We start from the raw sequence: 15,992 nt of genomic DNA, 5'->3' as shown, positions 1-15,992 counted from the left end.
TCATGACTTCACAACAGAACTGGCCGTCAAATGCTCGAGAAAGTGAAGGGAGCCGTCCGAGCGGCGGGCATTGACAGGTTTTTTCAAAGAGACGTAAACTAACGAAGGGAGGGAAGTGCATGAAGAAGAGAGAGAAAGGTGCGTATTGGCGCATGATTCGCCCGCATACGTTGACAGCGAGCTTCATACCGGTGCTGTTAGGGACGTTCATCGTCCTCGGGCAAGTCGAGTTGAAGTGGGGATTGTTCTTAGCGATGCTCATCGCCTCGGTCTTGATTCAAATCGCGACGAATTTATTTAATGAATATTATGATTACAAGCGTGGACTCGACCACGAAGGTTCCATTGGAATCGGTGGCTCGATCGTACGTGATGGGTTCACACCCGGACAAGTGCTCGGGATCGCGCTCGGTATGTATGGGGTGGCGGCTGTGCTTGGGCTCTATATTGCGGCTTCAACGAGTTGGCATTTAATTTGGATCGGTGTGCTGTCGATGGTCGTCGGATTCCTGTACACGGGAGGTCCGCTCCCGATCGCCTACACGCCGTTCGGGGAAATCGTCGCTGGCCTATTCATGGGTTATGTCATCATCGGCATCTCGGGATATATCCAAATCGGGACGGTGACGACAGAACTGTTGCTCGTATCGTTTCCGATGGCGCTTTTGATCGGGGCTATCTTGCTCGCGAACAACATTCGTGATTTGGATAATGATAAAGTGAATGGGCGCAAAACAATCGCCTGTCTCGTCGGACATCGTCGTGCCGTTCTCGTCTTGGCCGGATTCTTTATCGCGGCATTGGTCGGCATCCTCGTCGCCGTATTCGGGTTTGGCGTGACGCCGTGGGTGCTGTTGTCATTGCTGACAATTCCAATCATGGTACGGGCAGTGAAGCGTTTTTGGGTCAAGCGTGAACCGGCTGAACTCATGCCGGCGATGGCGATGACCGCAAAAGTGAACACGTTGTTTGGCGCTTGGATGGTCATCGGGTTAATGGTCGCGCGGCTAATCGCGTGAATTAAGAGGAGGGAACCACATGTCAGTCGTTCAAGAAATGCTAGCGTTCAATGAAAAATTCGTAACAGAGAAACAATATGAGCAATTTGTCTCGGATAAGTTTCCCGATAAAAAAATCGTCATTTTAACGTGTATGGATACGCGTCTGACGGCGTTGTTGCCTCAAGCCCTCGGACTAAAAAACGGGGATGCTAAAATCATAAAAAATGCGGGAGCCGTATTGTCACATCCGTTCGGATCGGTTATGCGTTCGATCCTCGTCGCGTTGTATGCGCTCGGGGCCGAAGAGGTCATCGTCATCGGTCATTATGATTGCGGCATGGCGGCGATCGATCCGAATGCGGTCATCGCAGAAATGGAACGTCGCGGCATTGAACCGCAGACACTTCAAACACTCAAGTCGTCAGGGATGGATTTGGAGAAGTGGTTGCACGGGTTTGACTCGGTCGAAGCGAACGTCGTCAACTCGGTCAACCTCGTCAAAAACCACCCGCTCTTGCCGCCGGGCACGAACGTCCATGGGTTTGTCATCGACCCTGCGACCGGTCGTCTTGACGTCGTCGAAGCATAATGCAAAAGGCGGTCTCTTCTGGAGAGACCGCCTTTCTTTCGTTACCCGTATGTGTTGACGGGGATATCTTTATAGTCGTCTTCGTCCGAATCTTTTGATTTGGACTTTTTATTTTTCTTATAGTTTTTCTCGTACTCACGTTCGCTCGGCGTTTTGAAGAAACGTTGCCAAGTAGCGTTGATTTCTGAGCCGATCAAAATGATCATGCCGGTCAATTGTAACCAAAGCAACGTGACGATGATTCCTCCGAGTGAGCCGTACGTCGAATCGTAATTGCCGAAGTTCGAAACGTACAGGCTGAAGCCGAGGGAGACGAGCTGCCAGGCGATGACGCCAAAGATCGCACCTGGAATCGTGCTCTTCCAGAACACGTGTTGCTGCGGGGCGATTTTATAGAAAATTGACAGCGTGAAAATCAAGATGACGGTCGTCAACACGTAGCGGAACACGTTGATCAAGATGACGTCGGCCCCCGAAATCGGGATGAAACGGGCCACGAAATCGATGATTTGCGAACCGAATACGTTCGAGACGATGAGCAGTAACATGCCAACACCGAGTAATAACGTCAACCCAAGGGCGATGCCTTTGCTGACGAAGAAATTACGTTCGTTATCTTCCCCGTACGCGTGAATCGCCATATTGATCAAGCGTTCAACCCCTTTAGCCGCCGACCAAATGGCTAAAATCGCACCGATCGAAAGAAGTCCGCCGCGCGGTTCGCCGATGGCGTCGAAGATACCGGTCAAAAATTCAGTCGCGGCCGCCCCGGGCGCCAAGTTGTTCAACTGCTCTTGGAACGACGCCTGAGAAATGTCAAAGAACGACAGCAACGCGAGAATGAAGATGATACCCGGGAAAATCGATAAGAACCAAAAAAAAGCGAGTGTCGCGCCGTAATCTTGAACATCATGTTCTTTGAAGCGACGAAGCAACTCTTTCCCGAAGGCGAACCAATTCTTTTTTTCTTTTACTTCTGTAGTATCCATATATGTGCCTCCTGAACGTTATCGTTAGAAACTTTCTTTCCCGAAATGTCAGGAGGCTACACATGAAATCAGTCTTCGGCCAGCGTTTTATTGAAAAATCGCTCGGCTTCGTTCGACAGCAAGTCGGCGAGTGACGGTGGTCGTACCGGTAAATGGCTGAGCGCGCTTCGCTTCACCCACATCGGCGTATACGATCCGTTCGTTTGCTCTGCTTGAAATTCTTCACCTGTCCCGGTCCCGAACTCACCACCGGTCATCCGGGCCCAGTAGTATGGGTTCAACTCTCCATTGAAGGCGACATGTGCGGCTACGCCTTCAAGTTCGACGTGGACGCCGAGCTCTTCGAACGCTTCACGGACGGCCGTCTCTTCAGCCGTATGCCCGAATTCGACACCACCGCCCGGAAATACATAATACAAAAGGTTTTCTTTCTCTCGGCGAATGAGCGCGACTTCGTCATGTTCATTCACGAGGATGATGGCACTGCGTAATTTCGTTCTGACCAATGGAATCGTTCCTTTCGATTTCGTATCGTGAACAAAACGCATCGACTCGCGGCCGATGCGTTTTGGTTAATCTGTTGCTGGTTGTTCAAGTGAGGCGTACATGTCAGGTGTCAGGCCGTTATCGTGCGAGGCGATGACTTTCCCAGCGACGCGCATCCCGAGTCGGAGCGCATCTTCAATCGGGTGACGTTTCATCAACTCAGAGATGACAGCGGAGAAGAATGAGTCACCCGCACCGGTCGAGTCGGCAACTTTCACTTTCGTCGTCGGGACGTGACCTTGTTCATTCGTGCGTAAGTCGACATAGACGGCGCCGAGCTCACTCATCGTGACGATTGTGAGCGGAGCTCCTTTCATCGCGAGCACTTCGGCGACGCGTAACGCATCGTCCACTGTGACGATGGACATATCAGACAAAATCTCCGCTTCTTCGCGGCTACAGATGAAGCCGGTGAAACCTTGGAGTAAATGACGGTTCCGTTCAATCACCGACAGATGACCGCACACGCCATACAGCGGAAGCTTCATTTCGCGGCACAGTTCAATGGTCTCGTTCAATACATTGACCGACAAGTCGAGGTCAATCGCGACCGCCTCACTTTCAGCGAACACTGTATCGATGCGACGGAGGATACATTCTTCCATCATCGCTTCGTCCGGTTGCTTCGAGATTGACGTTTGCAGGTCACCGTTGTTATCCATGACGGCAAGCCACATGCCCATCCCATTGTCATCGAGCAAATCGACGTGATCGACGTTGACGTTCAAACCGCGGAGTTCTTCGAGAACACCCATCCCGATTTGATCGTTCGTCACGGTCGACACGAAACGGACGTCATTCCCGAGAACACCTAAGTTTTGGGCGACGTTTCGGCCGGTCCCACCGTTCGAGAACGCGATGTCACCGACGTTCTTGGCATCTTTATGAAGCGGGGCGAACGAGGTTCCTTTAATATCGACAAACACCTTGCCGATTACTGCAATCGTATTCATATACTGTACCACCTTTAGCCAATCTTCCTATCAGTTCCGGTCTCATTAGACACATTGTTTCAATTATAGCGAAATTACTAACGGCTTTCAACGACGGTTTGAATGAGTGTCGAATTTTGTCATTCCCACGAGGTGCTGAGCAAACGAAGCCCGTTCAAGATGACGAGGATGGTCGATCCTTCATGGCCGACGACCGCGAACGGCATGACGAGCAGTTCGAAGATGTTCGTCGCAATCAACACGAGGATGACACCTAAGGCGAACACGACGTTTTGGAGGACGACGCGATTCAATTTACGGGACTGTTTGATGGCCGAGCTCAACCGACGGAGGTCGTTTTTCATTAAGACGACGTCGGCCGTCTCGAGGGCGGCGTCTGTCCCTTCACCCATGGCGATCCCGACATCGGCTGTCGCGAGGGCAGGGGCGTCGTTGATGCCGTCGCCAATCATGCCGATGCTACCGTATTCTTGTTTTAATTGTTTAATCTGCTCGACCTTCTCTTCTGGGAGACATTCGGCGATGTAACGGGTCAACCCGGCCTCAGTGGCGATGGCGCGGGCTGTCGCCTCGTTATCGCCCGTGATCATGATCGTCGCGATACCGAGATGGTTGAGTCGTTCGATCGCTTGTTTGGCTTCAGGGCGCAGTGTGTCCCGGAGCGCGAACGCTCCAATCGTCTTCTCTTCATCGCTGACGAACACGAGCGTATGGCCGGCAGCTTTTAAACGTTCGACATCGTCGCGGAAGAAATCTCCGCTCAGATCGGCGAATTTTTGTTTGCCGACCCGATAGGCGACACCATCGATCGTCGCTTCAATCCCGGACCCGGTCACGTCTTTGAAGTGTTCCATCGTTCCTGTGTAGTTCCCTGTGAATTGGACGAGCGCTTCGGCGAGCGGGTGCATCGAATGTTCTTCAATCAAGCTGACGATGCGATAGACGTGCTCTTTCTCAACGGTTGGATGGATCAATGCCGATTGGACTTCTGGTTTACCGATTGTAAGCGTGCCGGTCTTATCGAAGGCGATTGCTTTCAAACGGCCCATGTTCTCGATGTGAACGCCGCCTTTGAACAAAATTCCATGTTTGGCGGACGAAGCGATGGCGGCGAGTGCGGCCGGAGTGATGGCTGCGACGAGGGCGCACGGCGAAGCGACGACGAGTAAAATCATACCGCGGTAAATACTCGTCTCAAGCGACCACGGCGTCAACACAGGTCCGAGCAAGATGATTGCGGTGACGGAGACGAGCACGACTTGAACGTAGCGTCCCTCGTACCGGTCGATGAACTGGGCGGACGGTGATTTTTCTTCTTGCGCTTGCTGTACCATTTGAATGATTTTTTGGAACAACGTTTCCGTGGCGAGCTTTGTCACTTCTAACGTCAAGACACCGTTCAAGTTAACGCTTGAGCCGTATACCTCGTCGCCGACGTTTCGGTCGACTGGAATCGATTCACCGGTGATGGCGGCTTCCTCGATCGAGGCACTGCCTTTCAAAATCCGACCGTCGACCGGGATGCGTTCGCCGGGTCTTACGTAGATGTGGTCTCCGACGCGAAGGTCGTCGATATGGACGACCTCGAGGCCGCCCGAAGCGTTCAATCGCGTCGCTTGTTCAGGTTGCAGTTCCATTAATGACTCAAGAGCGCGTTCGTTTTTGTTCATCGTGTACGTCTCGAGTGCACCGGACAAAGCGAAAATGAAGATGAGGATGGCACCTTCCATCCAATAGCCGATGGCTGCGGCGCCGATGGCCGCGATGATCATGAGCAGTTCGACGTTCAACGAACGGGTTTCCCACGTATCGGTCAGACCTTCTTTCGCTTTGGCATATCCGCCGATTAAAAAGGCGGTCAAATAGAGGGTGACGTAGAGCGCAGGAGCTCCGTCTTGTCTTTCCGCGATATATGCGAGTACAATCAATACACCACTGATGAGCGCCATGATGAGCTCGATATGTTCGAACCAGTTGGCCCGTTTGAAGACGTGGCTTTTTTCCTGTGTGACGGTTGATGTGTTCATGTGAGCACCTCTTTCTAAATGAGAATATATATCAGTTAAATGATAATGATTGAGGATGATTATCATTATCTATTGTTGATATGATTGGATTTAATACTAGTTTCGGCTCATAATCTTATTTATAATGATTATCATGTAAGTCTATTTTAGCACCAATCGTAATAACTCACAAACTAAAAGATTAAGGAGTTTTTGTGTCATGCAGAATGTATTTCAACGCCCTTGGACGGTCACGTTCCTCGCGCTATTCAACACGTTTTTATGGGGGAGCGCGTTCCCGTTCATTAAACTGAGCTACGAGGCGCTCGATATTCAAGAACACGAGTACGGCCAGCAGTTGTTTTTTGCCGGCGAACGTTTTTTATTGTCCGGACTGCTCTTGCTCGTGATTAGCCGCCTCGTCTTCAAACGGCCGATTCGATTAAACGCGGAAAAGTTGAAGGCGTATGCACATTTAGGGGCATTTTTGACATTCTTACAATATTTGTTCTTTTATATTGGGCTTTCCATCTCGACCGGGGTGCAAGGTTCGATTATCGCGGGATCGACCTCATTCTTCCAAATGGCGCTTGCCCATTTCCGTTATGAGGATGATCGTCTCAACCGGTTGAAGGGGATTGCCCTCACACTCGGGTTCTCTGGGATCGTCATCGCCAACTGGCCGACAGCGCACGCAGAGATAGGATTTGGGATTGGCGAGATCTTGCTCATTATGGCGATGATCTCAGGGGCGTTCGGGAACTTGATTGCGAAAGACTACTCACGCGCACATGATGTCGCCCCGATGACGGCTTGGGCGATGGTATTCGGCTCGCTCGGTCTTCTCGTCGTCGGCTATGTGCTCGCGCCAGGGGATGTGTTCCTTCCTTACACGGTCACGACGCTTTTCTTCTTGCTGTATCTCGCGCTCTTGTCTGCAATCGGGTTCACGTTATGGAACACACTCATGAAATATAATCCGGTCAGCCGGGTATCACTTTATATGTTTTTTGTTCCCTTATTCGGTGTCGTCTTATCGAGCGTTTTACTCGGTGAGACGATCCCGTGGAACGCGCTTGTCGGATTATTGTTCGTCATCGCGGGCATCTATCTCTCGACTTATTTCCAGGGGCGAGTCAACCGTTCGGCCCGTTGATCAAACAAAGCTGACGCACGGTTGACGGAATCTTGTTCCCATGGCAAAATATATTAAAAATTCTGAATTCTTTCAGTTGAAAATCGGTCTTCGTTGTAAAGACTTGCGTGCGAATCTGATAGAAGGGAGGATTGTGCCATGGCAAGAAATCCGATTGTCCGAAATATACTCATCTCGCGTCAACCACGGGACGAGTACGTCAAATACGTGATGAAGTGCGTAAGTCGCGGATTGAAAGAGCATCACGACCAAGTGGACGCGCGTGCAACGAGGCAAGGAGAGGACATCCAGACGAAGTGGCATATCAATGATCGCGTCATTGAAGTCACAATCAAGTCGGACGTGCTGGCCTCACTAGAGACAGAACCGTTCGCGCTCGATGAAGTGTTCATGCGCGCGTTCGAACGGAACGACGTTCGTCTCGGTCCAATCAAGGAATGAGTGATACGAAAAAGGGTGAGTCTCCGTTGAGACTCACCCTTTTATGCATCAATCGGCTTCGCTTTCGCTGTGAACAGACTCACAGCCAAGATGCCGAGAATAAGTGTGTACATCAAGAAATACACTTCTTTCGGTAACGCAATCCAAAACGCGCCAATCATCGGTCCGCTGATCGAACCGACGCTAAACGAGATGCTATAGAGCATATTGCCGGTCGGTAACAACGAACGTGGCAACACTTCTGTCATATGAGCCAAACCGAGAGAATACGTGGAGCCGAGACCGGCCCCGGCAAGAGCGAACAAGACGAGCAGCCAGGCGTAATGCTCGACGGCGAGGTTGGCGACGGCGAAGACGAGCGTTCCGAGCGTCAACACGATTTGCAGGATGCGTTTCTTCCCGAAGTGATCGGCGAGGCGACCGAGCGGTAACTGGACGATGATCGAGGCGACGATGAACGTCGTGATGAGCGTACTCGTCTGTGTCAGCCCGATGTCGTTGCGGACCGTGAAAATCGGTAAGTTGGCATTCAAGCTCGCCTCAAGGAACCCGTATGTAAAAGCAGGTAAGAGCGTATATCCGCCGCCGATGAGGACGAGGCGGATGCGTCCTTTCGAGTCGGTCTTCACTTTCTCAGCCTCAGGGTACTCGTTGTCGACCTTGAAGATCAAGAACAAGGATGCGAGACAAAAGACGATCAAGACGAGGAACGGCAGCCAAAAGTGGAGGTCGACGAGCGGGGCGATGAGCGGGCCGACCGCGAATCCGAGGCTGAACGCCATCCCGTAATACGCCATCGCCCGGCCAAGACTTCGCTTCTCGCTCGCAGACGTGACCCACACTTGGGATCCGTAATGGAGCGCCGAATCCCCGAACCCGATGACGAAACGCATGAGTGCCCACATGAGCAGTGACGGCCAGAGCGGCAAGAAGAACGTGGCAAGCGCCGTCAAGACGATGCCGAGGACGATTGTCGGCCGAAACCCGTACTTGCGGACGAACCGTTCGAGTAGCGGCGCAGAGACGATGACGCCTAAGTAGAGCATCGTCGCATTCAACCCGTTCAACCAGGCCGGGTTGCCGTCCCGTTCGATGAGCGTCGACAAGAGCGGGATGAGCGCGCCTTGAATCAAACCAGAAATAAAGACGACGAGTAATAAAATCGAAAACCGAAACCGTTGCATAGTTCACCTCATTATTCATTACATAGTAAAAAGCTGAGAAGGGTCTCAGCTTTTTGGTTCGTCAATCGGTTGAGGTACATGATTCAAGTGTAAGAGTTCATCATCCCAACTGCCTTGACTGAATACTTCATCACGGTCTACTTTGTCTGAAACGAATGCGGCTGTCAATAAGATGCTGAGCACACCACCGAAAATGATGATGGCCATGACGGTGATCATGAATACATAGATGGCTGTCATCTTTAAACACCTCGATTCAGTTTATATACTGAACATTTCCCGAAACGAAACAATTAAAACGGCTCAGCGACACGTTCTTGAAAGTTCACGTCCGGGTAATACGCTTGCTTGACGAGCGCGTTCGGCCCGAGACATTTGACGGCCGGGCAGTGGCATGACAGTGTGGCGTTCAGACTGCTGTTCGTCCACGTTTCGTATGCATCCTGGAACGAGGTGTCATACAGTGTGCCGAGCGTGCCGAGCTCGTCTCCGAAGTCGGTGACGATAATCTGGCCATCGAAGATATTCGTGTTGAGGCGTGAGCGGCCATCTGGGTCGTTCCGAACGGTTACGTTCTTCGCCTCGTGGAGTCGTTTCAACAAGGCGCGGTCCTCTGGTGCGCCGGAGCAGGCATAAAACGGCAACGTCCCGAACAACATCCAGACGTTCTCGTCCCGGACGTCGAGCAGGTCATGAATCGCCTGACGGGTGTCGGCAAGCGATGCCGACTCGAGCGCGCTAGCCCAGTCTGCGGGGTACATCGGGTGCACTTCATGACGCTGACAGCCGAGTGCGACGATCTCTTCATGGATTTCTTTCAAGTGCGGGATCGTCCGTTTGTTGATCATCGTCTCGGCGGATACGATGATGCCTTCGGAGGTGAGCGCCCGGGCATTGTCTTTCATCGTCTGAAGCATCTTCAAACGTGCCTCCGCGCTCGGTTTCCGGTCCATCATCGCGAAACCGCCCTCTAAGAAATCGGCGTCTGTGCCCCAGTTATGCGAAATGTGCAAAACGTCGAGGTAAGGGGTAATAAGATGGTAGCGAGAGAGTGGGAGCGTCAAGTTCGAGTTGATTTGCGTCCGGGCGCCACGCTCTTTCGCATAACGCAAGAGCGGGACGACGTAGTTCCGCACCGACTTCATCGACAGCATCGGCTCGCCGCCTGTGATGGAGAACGCCCGTAAATGCTCGATCTCATCAAGGCGCGAAATCAATAGGTCGAGCGGGACTTCAGGTTCTTCCGTCTGATCGAGCATATAGCCGACCGCGCAATGTTCGCAGCGCATATTGCATAGCTTGGTCGTCGTCACTTCGATGTTCGAAAGGACGAGGCGACCGAACTCGGTTTGATCGAGGTAGGCTTCCCATGGATCAAACGTTGTCGAGATGTTTTGCATATCAATTCCACCTTTTCATCAAGTCACACGAAATAGTATGCTATAATAACAACTCTTTGTCACGAACCAAAGGAGCGATCACGAGATGGGTAAATCACGAACAGATACGGCAGGAAAAATGAACGTGTTAAAATCGAGAACGGAATTACTGTGCTTATCAGTCAATACGTTGGACGAATTCACGACGCCAGAGGATTTGCATCGATTGTTAGCTGATATTGATTCCTTACGTGCGAAAGTCGTACGTTACGCCAAAGATTTAGAACAAGTATCTCGAAAGGATGAAACACATTGAAACTGATCGTAGGAGAATACACTAGCGCCCAAGCCGAGCGGCTAGGCATTAACGGAGAGGGCATCGCGACGATTGATCGCATGGTCATCTTCATTCCGAACTTATTGCCGGGAGAGAAGGCGAAAGTCGAAATTACGCGCGTCGAGCGGAACTACGCCGAGGCGCGCGTCATCAAGCGCGATAATGATTCACCGGACCGGGTCAAACCGCCGTGTCCGATTTATGACGAGTGTGGCGGTTGCCAGATTCAACATATGAGTCCGCGCCTGCAGATGGACTATAAAGAAGAAATCGTCCGCAACGCCTTCCGTCAAAAGACGAAATTGAACGTCGACAAATCGGATATCCGTGCGACGAAAGGGATGGACAACCCTTGGTACTACCGCAACAAGTCGCAATTCCCGCTCTCGACGCGTCGCGGCGAGATCGTGTCGGGTCTCTACAAACCGAACACAAACGAACTCGTGCCAATCGAGCATTGCATGGTACAGCAGCGCGACACGACGAACATTAACAACGCCATCGTCCGTATTTTGAACGAGCTCGACATCCCGGTATACGATGCGCGCCGTGACGTCGGTTTCGCCCGTACCGTCATCGTCCGCTCAGGCTACAAGACAGATGATGTCCAAGTCGTGCTCGTCGTCGGGAACGAGGACGTCCCGCGTTTAGATGAATTGAGCGATCGCATCATGGCGTTACCGAACGTCGTATCGTTCCACATTAATATCAACTCGAACCGTTCGGGTGTCATCTTCGGTTTCCGTACGGTCCATATCGCCGGTCAAGACAAGATGGACGAGCAACTCGATGACGTCCATTACCACTTGTCACCGCGCGCGTTCTTCCAGCTCAACCCGGCTCAGACAGAAATCATGTATCGTGAAGTCGTCGAGGCGGCTGGACTTACGGGCGAAGAACGCGTCATCGATGCGTACGCCGGTGTCGGTTCGATCGGGCTATGGCTCGCGCCGCACGCAAAAGAGATCCGTGGGATGGAAGTCGTCCCGGAAGCGGTCGAAGATGCGAACGCGCACATGCGTGAGAACGGCTTCAGCCATGCGACTTATGTCGAAGGCCGGGCCGAACATTGGATCCCGCGCTGGGTGAAAGACGGATGGATTCCAGACGTCATCGTCGTCGACCCGCCGCGCACAGGGGTCGATCATCAACTGTTGAATGCGATGATTTCATCGAAAGCGAAACGCATCGTGTACGTGTCATGTAACCCGCAGACGCTCGCGCGTGACGCGGATCAACTCATGAAAGCCGACTATAAGATCAACTATATCCAGCCGTATGATATGTTCCCGCAGACGGCGCACGTCGAGTCAATTGTCGTCTTCGAGAAGAAGAAAAAGAAAAAGTATTGACGGGGTTGTGAAAACGCTTGCAAGAATGACGTTTTCACGTTATAGTTCAGATGTCAGACTTCTTTGATAAACGTTAAGAAGCGGAGGAACATCAGATGATCCCACGAGAAAAAGTGAACGAGCTTGTCCATAAAGCGATTGATGCACGGTCGCGCGCCTATACTCCTTATTCGAAGTTCAATGTCGGGGCTGTCGTCATCGACGAGATCGGCAAAGAGATCTCGGGTTGCAACGTCGAGAACGCTTCGTACGGGTTGTCGATGTGTGCAGAACGGACTGCCATCTTCAAAGCGGTATCGGAAGGCAGCAAGGCAATCGAGACCGTCGTCGTCGTCGGCGACACGGACGGACCAATCTCGCCATGCGGCGCTTGCCGTCAAGTCATCGCCGAGTTTGCCAGTGACGACTTTACATTGATTCTCGCGAACATGGCCGGGGAGACGAAAGTGATGACGAAAGAAGAGATGTTGCCTTACGGCTTCTCGCCAAGCGATTTAACATAAAAATGCGGACGAATTTCGTCCGCATTTTTATTTATTGCCCTCATATTTTTTCTCGCTGACCGAGTCATCCTTCGAGTGCCGCTTTTGTTTCTCATCTTTCACTTTCTGGTTCAGCTCTTCTACCGGGATCGGGTCGACCGTTTCCATCCCTTCCTGGTCGAAGATGCTCTCCTTGTCCGTATCGACGGCATCCGGATTATCAAACGGTCGCTTGGACGTATCTTTTGACTGTTTCATCTTCATCGCCTCCTTGTCTTGACTATTATTCCACTTCCTGAATGGGTGTAAACGCTTTAGAAAATGGGTTTCGATTTCGCAGAACAGTGGAATTATCCGTACATAGTGACTAAGGAGGGGTATTCGGATGGATAAGAAAGTATTGATGGGAATCGTACTCGGGGTAGCTGGGGCCGCGCTCGTCGCACCAAAAGTAGCGGCACTCTTGACTCAGGACCGAGATGACGATACATGGAGCAAGATGGACAAGATGGAAAGTGTCGATTCGGATAAGGATGAGGCGGAGGAAGGCCTCACTCAACTCGATTCGAACTATCGGGCCGAGTGGCAAGCGAATGGTTATCCACAGACGCACGCCGAGCGGGAACGTCTCATGAATGAATCAGATGACGCCTATAAAGGCAAAGACATATAAAAAAGACAGCCGCGGCTGTCTTTTTTATATGTCTTCGTCCGGCAAGAGCGGCAATGTGAGCGTGACGGTCGTTCCGTTGCCAACTTCTGAAGTGAAGTGCATCGAGCCGCCGTGGCGTTCCATGATGTGTTTGGCGATGGCGAGGCCGAGCCCGGTCCCGCCATCTTCGCGTGTGCGTGACTTATTGACACGATAAAATCGCTTCGTCAATTGATCGAGATCCTCTTTCGGGATCCCCCGACCTTCGTCCCGAATCTCGGTGACGGCATTGTCGGCGGTCGCATATGTCTTCACATGGATCGATTTCCCGGCTTCGGTGTAGCGAAGGGCGTTATCGAGCAAGTTTCCAACGACTTGCTCGAGCCGGTCGTGGTCCCCAAGAATGATCAAGTCGAAATCGAGGTCCGTCTCAATCGTGACGCCTTTCGCCCCGGCAATCGGCTCGAAACGGTACAGCACATCTTCGAGCACTTGCGAATAGACGACCGGTTCTTTCGTCATCGGATATGAGTCGCGTTCGAGTTGGGCCAAGTCGAGCAAGTCGTTGACGAGGCGTTGCAAGCGCTCCGTCTCATTCTCGATGATCTCGTAATATTGGTTTTTCGTTTTCTCGTCGAGCGACGGGTCTTGGAGCATTTCCGTATAGCCTCGAATATATGACAACGGTGTCCGCAATTCATGACTGACGTTCGCCAAAAATTCTTTCCGTTGCTCTTCGACAAGACCGAGTGACTCGGCCATCCGGTTCAGCGTCTCGGCGAGCTCGCCAATCTCGTCATCGTAATAAATCGGGATACGGTGCGAGAAGTCGCCTTTGGCATATACTTGCGAGGCTCGTTTCATTTGTATGAGTGGCTGAATGATCGTATCGATAATTTGCGTCCCGAAGATGAGCAAGTTCACGATCATCAAGATGAGCAAGAACGTGATCATAAGCCGAATCGGTTGGAACGGCTCACTGATTTTACTTAACTCCATATATAGGATGAGCGCATTATCGAGCTCGCCGTCTCGGATGAGCGGGAAGGCGGACATCAGGATATCCACATCCTCGGTCGGGTGTTTACGGGTGACGGAGATCGCGTAGCCGTCTTGCAGTTTGGCGAGGTCTTGTTCCCGTAAAAACGTCTTGCCTGAGCCGAGACTGTCTTCCCTGACCGACGAGAGGAACACTTTCGTCTCGGTCAGTTCGTTCGTGTACGTCATACTGTCCGAAAACGCGTCAGAGAAGCCGTCCGCCTTGTAGATGGTGACGAGCTTCTCTCCGCGGTTGATGAGCAGTTCTTCCTGCGTCTGAATATAGAACTTGTCGTATAAGTAAAACGTCATGATGATGAACACGAACGCGGAGAAGAGGCTAGCTGTCCAGATGGTGATCCAAATCCGCTTCCGGATCGTGTATTGCTTCATACGGTTGCCTCGAACTTGTAGCCGATCCCCCAGACGGTTTGAATGTAGCCACCTGCTTCACCGAGCTTGAGGCGAAGCGTCTTGATATGCGTGTCGACCGTCCGAAGGTTACCGTGGTACTCGGTGCCCCAAATTTGATCGAGCAACTGTTCACGTGAGAATACTTTCTCTTCATTCGTGATGAACAAGTAGAGCAAATCGAACTCTTTACGGGTCAAGTTGACCGTTTTCCCTTTCACGCTGACTGCGCGGCCGTCGATATCGATGGACAGGACTCCGGTATCGAACGTTGCTTCTTGTTCTTTTGAGAAGTTATGCGTCCGACGAAGCGTTGCTTCGATGCGGGCAAGCAGCTCGCGCGGACTGAACGGCTTCGTGATATAGTCATCCGCGCCGATCTTCAAGCCATGGATACGGTCGAGTTCTTCTGACCGGGCCGTGAGCATGATAATCGGGACGTTCGAGAACTCGCGGATGCGCATGCACGCCGTGAGGCCATCGAGTTCAGGCATCATCACGTCGAGCAGGACGAGGTGGAACGACTGTTCTTTCAATAAGTCGATTGCCTCGAGGCCGTTCGTGGCTGTGACGGTCTCATATCCTTCCTTCTCTAAGTTCGAAACGAGTAAATCCCGCATTTGTTCTTCATCATCGGTCACTAAGATGCGAAACGTTGGTTCTGACATTGGGCATTCTCCTTTACAAAACGGTTAACGAGGATGTGTGATAATTCCCTCATACCTCTATCATACCTATCTCTCCGAATTAGAACAGAAATATTCATTGCCGTAAAGTTGTCCTCATGAAATCCACACAAAAACGCCACAAAAAAGCCAATTCTTTGTCAGAATTGGCTTACGCTTCGAGCTGTGCTTCATAGGTATGGTCGAATTCAGGCGCATGGAGTGAGTGCAAGTAGAGTTGGAAACTCGACTTCGACACTTCATACAAGACGTATTCGACGTCCCCTTGGTTGATTTCAGTCAATAGTTCAGACCGGATCTCGTTAGCGCAGAAAGCGTACGGTAGTTTCTCAGCCGCCGCGATCGAACGCTCATTCGATTGACGGATTTTTAAAAATACACTTTCCATATCAAGCTCGAAGAAAAGTTCAGAGAAGAACGCTTCTTTCGCGACTTGATTGTAACCTTTGCCGTGATACGGTTTGCCAAGCCACGTCCCGAGGAATCCATAGCCCGATTCCACATCGAACAAGCTGATCGTCCCAATCGGGGTACCGAACTCGTTCGTGATGGTACGTGAGATGATGTTTCCTTGCTCTTCTAGCTCGATGATTTGCTTCGTGCTAAATAAAAACTCGTCAAAGTGGACCGTCTTTTGACGGACATACGGAAAGACATCTGGGTGTTGCATCAGTTCGAACAACTCCGCGCAGTCGGTAAGCTCACGAAATTTGAGCACCTTTACATTCCTCCTCCTATTTCAGACCGCTGAAGAATAGTTGTAACGAAAGCATACTTCTGGCTTCGTTGT

The 15,992-nt window shown here is 51.5% G+C and carries 19 protein-coding genes; 8 read left to right on the top strand and 11 right to left on the bottom strand.

The window, feature by feature from the left end; genetic code table 11:
- Window positions 1-119: 119 nt before the first annotated feature.
- The gene (locus KNP75_RS12980; protein WP_138859928.1) at window positions 120-1,019 is read left to right on the top strand and encodes a 1,4-dihydroxy-2-naphthoate polyprenyltransferase; all 900 of its coding nucleotides are present in this window, start codon (window positions 120-122) and stop codon (window positions 1,017-1,019) included.
- A 19-nt stretch (window positions 1,020-1,038) separates the two neighbouring features.
- Window positions 1,039-1,590 carry a beta-class carbonic anhydrase gene (locus KNP75_RS12975; protein WP_034781037.1) on the top strand — a complete coding sequence of 184 codons (552 nt, stop codon included), beginning with the start codon at window positions 1,039-1,041 and terminating at the stop codon, window positions 1,588-1,590.
- Between the two features lie 41 nt (window positions 1,591-1,631).
- Here the strand turns inward: KNP75_RS12975 and KNP75_RS12970 are convergent, their stop codons facing one another.
- The 4 genes from KNP75_RS12970 to KNP75_RS12955 form a co-directional block, all read right to left on the bottom strand.
- Window positions 1,632-2,579: a YihY/virulence factor BrkB family protein gene (locus tag KNP75_RS12970; RefSeq protein ID WP_138859927.1), complete on the bottom strand. Its 948-nt coding sequence runs from the start codon at window positions 2,577-2,579 to the stop codon at window positions 1,632-1,634.
- A 68-nt stretch (window positions 2,580-2,647) separates the two neighbouring features.
- Window positions 2,648-3,085: an NUDIX domain-containing protein gene (locus KNP75_RS12965; RefSeq protein WP_034781346.1), complete on the bottom strand. Its 438-nt coding sequence runs from the start codon at window positions 3,083-3,085 to the stop codon at window positions 2,648-2,650.
- A 66-nt stretch (window positions 3,086-3,151) separates the two neighbouring features.
- A complete protein-coding gene (locus KNP75_RS12960) occupies window positions 3,152-4,078 on the bottom strand; it encodes a carbohydrate kinase family protein (RefSeq protein ID WP_034781033.1) in 927 nt (308 codons plus the stop codon).
- Window positions 4,079-4,197: 119 nt separating this feature from the next.
- Complete coding sequence (locus KNP75_RS12955) at window positions 4,198-6,105, bottom strand: heavy metal translocating P-type ATPase (protein ID WP_215190597.1); 1,908 nt, start codon at window positions 6,103-6,105, stop codon at window positions 4,198-4,200.
- A gap of 199 nt (window positions 6,106-6,304) precedes the next feature.
- Between KNP75_RS12955 and KNP75_RS12950 the strand changes: the two genes are divergently transcribed.
- Both KNP75_RS12950 and KNP75_RS12945 read left to right on the top strand, forming a co-directional pair.
- Entirely contained in the window at window positions 6,305-7,240 is a 936-nt protein-coding gene (locus tag KNP75_RS12950; RefSeq protein WP_034781029.1) for a DMT family transporter, read from the top strand.
- A 138-nt stretch (window positions 7,241-7,378) separates the two neighbouring features.
- A complete protein-coding gene (locus tag KNP75_RS12945; RefSeq protein ID WP_128123764.1) occupies window positions 7,379-7,681 on the top strand; it encodes a hypothetical protein in 303 nt (100 codons plus the stop codon).
- 41 nt (window positions 7,682-7,722) lie between these two features.
- On the opposite strand, the gene KNP75_RS12940 is transcribed toward KNP75_RS12945, so the two are convergent.
- Genes KNP75_RS12940 through yfkAB form a run of 3 tightly spaced genes read right to left on the bottom strand, consistent with a single transcriptional unit; the run spans window position 7,723 to window position 10,265 of the window.
- Entirely contained in the window at window positions 7,723-8,865 is a 1,143-nt protein-coding gene (locus KNP75_RS12940) for an MFS transporter (RefSeq protein ID WP_034781020.1), read from the bottom strand.
- Between the two features lie 45 nt (window positions 8,866-8,910).
- Window positions 8,911-9,105, bottom strand: a complete 195-nt coding sequence (locus KNP75_RS12935) for a hypothetical protein (protein WP_021067771.1) — start codon at window positions 9,103-9,105, stop codon at window positions 8,911-8,913.
- Window positions 9,106-9,158: 53 nt separating this feature from the next.
- Window positions 9,159-10,265 (bottom strand): radical SAM/CxCxxxxC motif protein YfkAB, encoded by a 1,107-nt coding sequence (gene yfkAB / locus KNP75_RS12930; protein WP_215190596.1) that lies wholly within the window; start codon window positions 10,263-10,265, stop codon window positions 9,159-9,161.
- An 85-nt stretch (window positions 10,266-10,350) separates the two neighbouring features.
- On the opposite strand from yfkAB, the gene KNP75_RS12925 reads away from it, so the two are divergent.
- The 3 genes from KNP75_RS12925 (at window position 10,351) to KNP75_RS12915 (ending at window position 12,436) form a co-directional block, all read left to right on the top strand.
- Window positions 10,351-10,560, top strand: a complete 210-nt coding sequence (locus KNP75_RS12925) for a hypothetical protein (RefSeq protein WP_016510454.1) — start codon at window positions 10,351-10,353, stop codon at window positions 10,558-10,560.
- Complete coding sequence (gene rlmD / locus KNP75_RS12920; protein WP_215190595.1) at window positions 10,557-11,933, top strand: 23S rRNA (uracil(1939)-C(5))-methyltransferase RlmD; 1,377 nt, start codon at window positions 10,557-10,559, stop codon at window positions 11,931-11,933. Before KNP75_RS12925 ends, rlmD begins: the two co-directional genes overlap by 4 nt.
- Window positions 11,934-12,028: 95 nt before the next feature.
- Window positions 12,029-12,436: a cytidine deaminase gene (locus tag KNP75_RS12915; protein ID WP_215190594.1), complete on the top strand. Its 408-nt coding sequence runs from the start codon at window positions 12,029-12,031 to the stop codon at window positions 12,434-12,436.
- Between the two features lie 27 nt (window positions 12,437-12,463).
- On the opposite strand, the gene KNP75_RS12910 is transcribed toward KNP75_RS12915, so the two are convergent.
- The gene (locus KNP75_RS12910; RefSeq protein ID WP_034781015.1) at window positions 12,464-12,673 is read right to left on the bottom strand and encodes a hypothetical protein; all 210 of its coding nucleotides are present in this window, start codon (window positions 12,671-12,673) and stop codon (window positions 12,464-12,466) included.
- A gap of 127 nt (window positions 12,674-12,800) precedes the next feature.
- On the opposite strand from KNP75_RS12910, the gene KNP75_RS12905 reads away from it, so the two are divergent.
- On the top strand, window positions 12,801-13,088 hold the full coding sequence (locus KNP75_RS12905) for a hypothetical protein (RefSeq protein ID WP_034781013.1): 288 nt from the start codon (window positions 12,801-12,803) through the stop codon (window positions 13,086-13,088).
- A gap of 24 nt (window positions 13,089-13,112) precedes the next feature.
- Here the strand turns inward: KNP75_RS12905 and KNP75_RS12900 are convergent, their stop codons facing one another.
- From KNP75_RS12900 to KNP75_RS12890, 3 genes are all read right to left on the bottom strand, one after another.
- Window positions 13,113-14,498: a sensor histidine kinase gene (locus KNP75_RS12900; protein WP_034781011.1), complete on the bottom strand. Its 1,386-nt coding sequence runs from the start codon at window positions 14,496-14,498 to the stop codon at window positions 13,113-13,115.
- Window positions 14,495-15,184, bottom strand: a complete 690-nt coding sequence (locus KNP75_RS12895; protein ID WP_021067764.1) for a response regulator transcription factor — start codon at window positions 15,182-15,184, stop codon at window positions 14,495-14,497. The genes KNP75_RS12900 and KNP75_RS12895 overlap by 4 nt, the downstream gene beginning before the upstream one ends.
- A gap of 169 nt (window positions 15,185-15,353) precedes the next feature.
- On the bottom strand, window positions 15,354-15,920 hold the full coding sequence (locus KNP75_RS12890; protein WP_034781009.1) for a GNAT family N-acetyltransferase: 567 nt from the start codon (window positions 15,918-15,920) through the stop codon (window positions 15,354-15,356).
- Window positions 15,921-15,992 lie beyond the last annotated feature (72 nt).

It is taken from the genome of Exiguobacterium sp. s6 (assembly GCF_018618155.1).
GTDB classification, from domain to species: domain Bacteria; phylum Bacillota; class Bacilli; order Exiguobacteriales; family Exiguobacteriaceae; genus Exiguobacterium; species Exiguobacterium mexicanum_A.
The sequence above is the reverse complement of the archived record's forward strand: the minus strand, read 5'-3'. Positions and strand labels throughout refer to the sequence as shown.

What these genes read in the sequence shown, in the direction of transcription:
- KNP75_RS12970 (WP_138859927.1), bottom strand. Translation starts at nt 2,579, where the DNA reads ATGGATACTACAGAAGTAAAAGAAAAAAAGAATTGGTTCGCCTTCGGG.
- yfkAB (WP_215190596.1), bottom strand. Translation starts at nt 10,265, where the DNA reads ATGCAAAACATCTCGACAACGTTTGATCCATGGGAAGCCTACCTCGAT.
- KNP75_RS12945 (WP_128123764.1), top strand. Translation starts at nt 7,379, where the DNA reads ATGGCAAGAAATCCGATTGTCCGAAATATACTCATCTCGCGTCAACCA.
- KNP75_RS12900 (WP_034781011.1), bottom strand. Translation starts at nt 14,498, where the DNA reads ATGAAGCAATACACGATCCGGAAGCGGATTTGGATCACCATCTGGACA.
- KNP75_RS12925 (WP_016510454.1), top strand. Translation starts at nt 10,351, where the DNA reads ATGGGTAAATCACGAACAGATACGGCAGGAAAAATGAACGTGTTAAAA.
- KNP75_RS12905 (WP_034781013.1), top strand. Translation starts at nt 12,801, where the DNA reads ATGGATAAGAAAGTATTGATGGGAATCGTACTCGGGGTAGCTGGGGCC.
- KNP75_RS12940 (WP_034781020.1), bottom strand. Translation starts at nt 8,865, where the DNA reads ATGCAACGGTTTCGGTTTTCGATTTTATTACTCGTCGTCTTTATTTCT.
- KNP75_RS12915 (WP_215190594.1), top strand. Translation starts at nt 12,029, where the DNA reads ATGATCCCACGAGAAAAAGTGAACGAGCTTGTCCATAAAGCGATTGAT.
- KNP75_RS12980 (WP_138859928.1), top strand. Translation starts at nt 120, where the DNA reads ATGAAGAAGAGAGAGAAAGGTGCGTATTGGCGCATGATTCGCCCGCAT.
- KNP75_RS12975 (WP_034781037.1), top strand. Translation starts at nt 1,039, where the DNA reads ATGTCAGTCGTTCAAGAAATGCTAGCGTTCAATGAAAAATTCGTAACA.
- KNP75_RS12895 (WP_021067764.1), bottom strand. Translation starts at nt 15,184, where the DNA reads ATGTCAGAACCAACGTTTCGCATCTTAGTGACCGATGATGAAGAACAA.
- KNP75_RS12935 (WP_021067771.1), bottom strand. Translation starts at nt 9,105, where the DNA reads ATGACAGCCATCTATGTATTCATGATCACCGTCATGGCCATCATCATT.
- KNP75_RS12955 (WP_215190597.1), bottom strand. Translation starts at nt 6,105, where the DNA reads ATGAACACATCAACCGTCACACAGGAAAAAAGCCACGTCTTCAAACGG.
- KNP75_RS12960 (WP_034781033.1), bottom strand. Translation starts at nt 4,078, where the DNA reads ATGAATACGATTGCAGTAATCGGCAAGGTGTTTGTCGATATTAAAGGA.
- KNP75_RS12910 (WP_034781015.1), bottom strand. Translation starts at nt 12,673, where the DNA reads ATGAAACAGTCAAAAGATACGTCCAAGCGACCGTTTGATAATCCGGAT.
- KNP75_RS12950 (WP_034781029.1), top strand. Translation starts at nt 6,305, where the DNA reads ATGCAGAATGTATTTCAACGCCCTTGGACGGTCACGTTCCTCGCGCTA.